This window comes from Novosphingobium sp. Chol11 (genome assembly GCF_945870625.1).
Classification (GTDB): Bacteria; Pseudomonadota; Alphaproteobacteria; order Sphingomonadales; family Sphingomonadaceae; genus Novosphingobium.
Map to the genome: position 1 here is coordinate 1 of NZ_CAMBTS010000161.1, position 4,178 is coordinate 4,178.

The following is a 4,178-nucleotide window of genomic DNA, read 5'->3' on the forward strand; positions in this document are numbered from 1 at the left end:
GGCGCGCTTTGCCGAGATCATGCGGCTGCGCACGCTGCTCGAACCGATGGTGGCCGCCGAGGCCCAGCCTTTCATCGACGCCGAGCGCCTGCGCCTGATCCGCGCCGCCGACGAAGCGACCGACGAGGCACTGCAAAGCGGCGATGTGAGCACCTACATGGAGGCAAACTTCCGCTTCCACGCGCTGATCTACGCCGCCGCGCCGATGCCGCTGGCCGGGCGGATGATCGAGGGCCTCTGGATGCAGTTCGGCCCGTTCATGCGCGTCGTCTATGGCCGCTACGGCACCGCCAGCATGGCCGACCAACACAAAGCCGCCACGAGGGCCATAGCATGCGGCGACGCGGCGGCCTTGCGGGACGCAATCGCGGCCGACATCGGCGATTGCCGCGATCTGATGAAGGATTGGGAGAAGCTGGGGATTTAGGGGTTTGGCAGGCGGTTGGCTTGGACAACGATCCCGGCATCCGCTTTTGATTGTATGCGGACCGCCGGAAAAATATTTAATCAACGCCCACGGAACAAAGGCCACCGGGCGGGCTTAGAGCCTATATCGGGGGCTTACCATCATCGGGTGAGGGTGTCGTTCGCGCTGACCGGAGGCATGTTTCCCTGACAAAAGTTCATCAGCGCTTCATTTCAAGCGGATTGGATGCAAGGGGTTTCATGCTAGTCGAGTCGGCTGCCCGGCCCCGGCTTTGCGACAAAACATGTTCAACGCCTTCGTGATGCAGAGGCATGCGATAGGCCTCGAAACCTGCTCGACATCCGCGCGTTCGTCGGCACCGGACCTGCGCGACCACTTGCGATCGGCGACGAGCGAGGTCCACGAGCGACTTCACCACCATCCGGGGCTCGCGGCGGTTCAAACGGGCATGATTGGAAAAACCGCTTACACGGCATTGCTGCGCCGCCTGTATGGCTTCCACCGACCATTCGAGATGATGGCGGGGCTGTTGCCCGTTCGCACGATCTGGCTTGAGCGCGACTTGATCGATCTGGGAGTCGATCCCGGCTCCATAGCCTTTTTGCCCCACGCCTTAGCCTTTCCTGCGCAGGCGTCGCCCGAATATCTGCTCGGCGCGCGCTATGTGGTGGAGGGCTCGGCGCTGGGCGGACGCGGGCTGGCGCGGCAGCTTGACGGCTTGCTGGGCCATGGCGTGACCGCTGGCCGGCGGTTCTTTGCCGGGCACGGCGCGGAAACGGGCGCGCAATGGCGCGCGTATCTTGACCAACTGTGGAACGCGCCGACCGGGTTAGCAGCCCAAACGGAGAGTGTTGCGGGAGCAACCCGCACCTTCGCAATATTCGAGCAGTGGCTTGAGGGATGGAACGATTGGCATGACTGAGCAGAACCTTGCGCGCGATCAGGTCGATTTAACCAACTGCGATCGCGAGCCGATCCATATTCCCGGCGCGATTCTGCCCCACGGCGCGATGCTGGTGCTGGAAAGCGGCACGCTGCGCGTCCTTCAGGCGGCAGGCGATACGCAGGGCCTGCTGGGCCGGTCGATCGACGCGCTGCTCGATCGCCCGGTCGATAGTCTGTTTTCCCGGGGCCAGATCGATCGGCTTCAGGCGCTGAGCAACGACAGCGACCTTGTCAAACCGCGCCACCTGCTTGACCCGCTCATGCGCGTGATGCCCGATTTTCCGCTCGATGCCAGCGCGCACCGCGTCGATGGTAACCTGATCATCGAATTCGAGGCCAGCGAGCCAAGTGATCCGTTCGTCATTGATCCGCTCTCGGCCGTGCTGCTGATGATCGATGATTTTGGGACAGCACCTTCGCTACACGCGCTATGCCAGATGGCGACCGCCAGCGTCCGGCGCGTCGCGCAATACGACCGTGTGATGGTCTACCGGTTCATGGCCGACGGATCGGGCTGGGTTATCGCCGAAAGCCGTTCGCCTGAGCTAACACCCTTCATCGATCTTCATTATCCTGCGACCGATATCCCGCTGCAGGCCCGCGCCCTCTATCTGAAAAGCTGGCTGCGGCTGATCACGCAAGTCGATTATGATCCCGCCCCGCTGACGCCCACGCTGAACCCGCGCACAGGCAAGCCGCTGGACATGAGCCACGCGATCTTGCGCGATGTATCGCCAATCCACCGCGAATATCTTCGCAACATGGGCATCGATGCATCGATGTCGATCTCGATCATCGTCGGCGGAAAGCTGTGGGGGCTGATCGCCTGCCATAATGACAGTCCGCGTCGGCTGCCCCGCCATCTGCGCGCGGTGTGCGAGTTGTTCGGTTCGATGTTTTCGCTTCAGCTGGAGGCGCGCGAAAGGAGCGAACAGTTCGAGGCCCGGCTCACAAGCCGAAGAATTCTGCAAGAACTGATGGTCAATCTCGCTGGTGTCGAGGATTATGCGTATGGCCTAACCCAGCAAACGCCCAATCTGCTCGACTATATCCACGGCGGGGACATCGCCCCCGACGGCGCGCGCCACGGCGGCGTAGCAGTGTGCGTCGAAGGGAAAATCACCTATCTCGGGGTCACCCCGGATCGCGCGCAAATCACCGCGCTCACCGCATGGCTGGCATCCTACATGACCGAAACCGAAGGCACCTTCGCCACGGATCGCTTGAGCGAAATCTACCCGCCGGCCAAGGCGTTTGTCGGTGTTGCATCGGGCCTTCTGGTCATTGCGGTATCGCGCGATCCATCGGATTTCATTCTCTGGTTCCGGCCCGAATTGGTCGAAACCGCTCTATGGGCGGGCGACCCGGCCAAGGCGATGACGACCGGCCCGGACGGCGATCAGCTGTCGCCGCGTAAATCATTCGAAGTGTGGAAACACACCGTGCGCGGCCGCGCCCTGCCATGGACGCCGGCCGAGACCGATGCGGCATTCGACTTGCGGGTCTCGCTTCTGCAGGTGGTGTTGCACCGGATCGAAGCAGCAACGCGCGAACGCATCAAAGCGCACGACCGCGATAAGCTGCTGATGGCCGAGCTTGATCACCGCGTGAAGAACACGCTGGCGAACATCCAGGCACTGGTCACGCTTTCCAGTCGCAGCGCTGAATCATTGAAGAGCTTTGTCGAAGGCCTCGACAAGCGCATTCAATCGATGGCCAAGGCGCATAGCCTGTTGACACAGAGCAGATGGGAGGGTGTTTCCGTTGAGGGTCTCCTGCGCGAGGAACTGGAAGCCTACAGCCAGGCAACCGACATCGTCGCGTTGCACGGGGTGGATGCGGTGCTGACCCCCAAATCGGCCCTGTCATTGTCGCTGGCCCTGCACGAGCTAGCGACCAATGCAGGAAAATTCGGTGCGTTCTCCACGCAAGGGGGGCATGTCGATGTCGTCTGGCATCTGCGCGAAGACGGGGGCCTGGGCATATCCTGGACTGAAACGGGAGGTCCGCCGGTCAAACCTCCGGAACGGCGAGGGTTCGGGTCCAACCTGATCGAGCGGGCACTGGCGCTCGAAACCGGTGGCACTGCGACCATTCGCTATGAGCCCGGCGGTGTCATCTGCGACATCGTCTTACCCAAAACCTCGCTTGTCGCCTTTGCAGTGGCATCTCCGGCAATGCCATCGGCCGCCGCCAAAGCGGATGCGGCCCCAGCGACGCCTCAACGCTTTCGGCTTTTGGTGGTGGAGGACTCGTTCCTCGTTCTCCTTACCATCGAGAGAATGTGCGAAGACCTTAGCTGGCACGTCGTTGGCCCGGCTACGCGGCTCGATGAAGCGATTGCGCTTGCCCAGACCGAAACATTTGACGCAGCGTTGCTTGACGTCAATCTCAACGGGGAAATGTCGTGGGCCGTCGCCGATGTGCTGAACGAACGGGGCATACCCTTCGCCTTCAGCACCGGTTACGATAAATCCAACATGTTGCCGGAGAGGCTGGCAGACAGTGAGATTATCGCAAAGCCTTACCACATCGAAGAACTTGCCTATCGGCTCCGCGAGATGATGACGCGGGGGCGTTTGCCCGGAACTTAAAGCCCTCACCCAAACAGCTCGCCCACCGCCCGCCACGCCTGATCGATCGCCGAACTGGTATAAGCCGCGCGGCCCGAGTCCGCGTTCGCAATCGTGATCGCGCCGAACTTTGCGCGGCCCACCAGATGCGGCGCGTCCGCTTCATCGTCGCGCCGTGCGTCCCACAGCGAGTTGTATTCGGCGGAATAACCGTGGGGCCAGCGGTTGACGGT

3 protein-coding genes and 1 pseudogene are annotated in these 4,178 nt (G+C 62.1%); 3 read left to right on the plus strand and 1 reads right to left on the minus strand.

All coding sequences use genetic code 11. From position 1 onward, the window contains the following. From Q0O40_RS15520 to Q0O40_RS15530, 3 genes are all read left to right on the plus strand, one after another. Positions 1 to 427: GntR family transcriptional regulator (locus Q0O40_RS15520; protein WP_295531962.1), on the plus strand; the 427-nt coding region annotated here is incomplete at its 5' end. Positions 428 to 728: 301 nt separating this feature from the next. Further along, a complete protein-coding gene (locus Q0O40_RS15525) occupies positions 729 to 1,349 on the plus strand; it encodes a biliverdin-producing heme oxygenase (RefSeq protein ID WP_295531967.1) in 621 nt (206 codons plus the stop codon). After that, positions 1,342 to 3,966 (plus strand): HWE histidine kinase domain-containing protein, encoded by a 2,625-nt coding sequence (locus tag Q0O40_RS15530; protein ID WP_295531964.1) that lies wholly within the window; start codon positions 1,342 to 1,344, stop codon positions 3,964 to 3,966. The genes Q0O40_RS15525 and Q0O40_RS15530 overlap by 8 nt, the downstream gene beginning before the upstream one ends. 5 nt (positions 3,967 to 3,971) lie before the next feature. On the opposite strand, the pseudogene Q0O40_RS15535 reads toward Q0O40_RS15530, so the two are convergent. Then, positions 3,972 to 4,178: pseudogene (locus Q0O40_RS15535) on the minus strand (hypothetical protein); the annotation flags it as partial.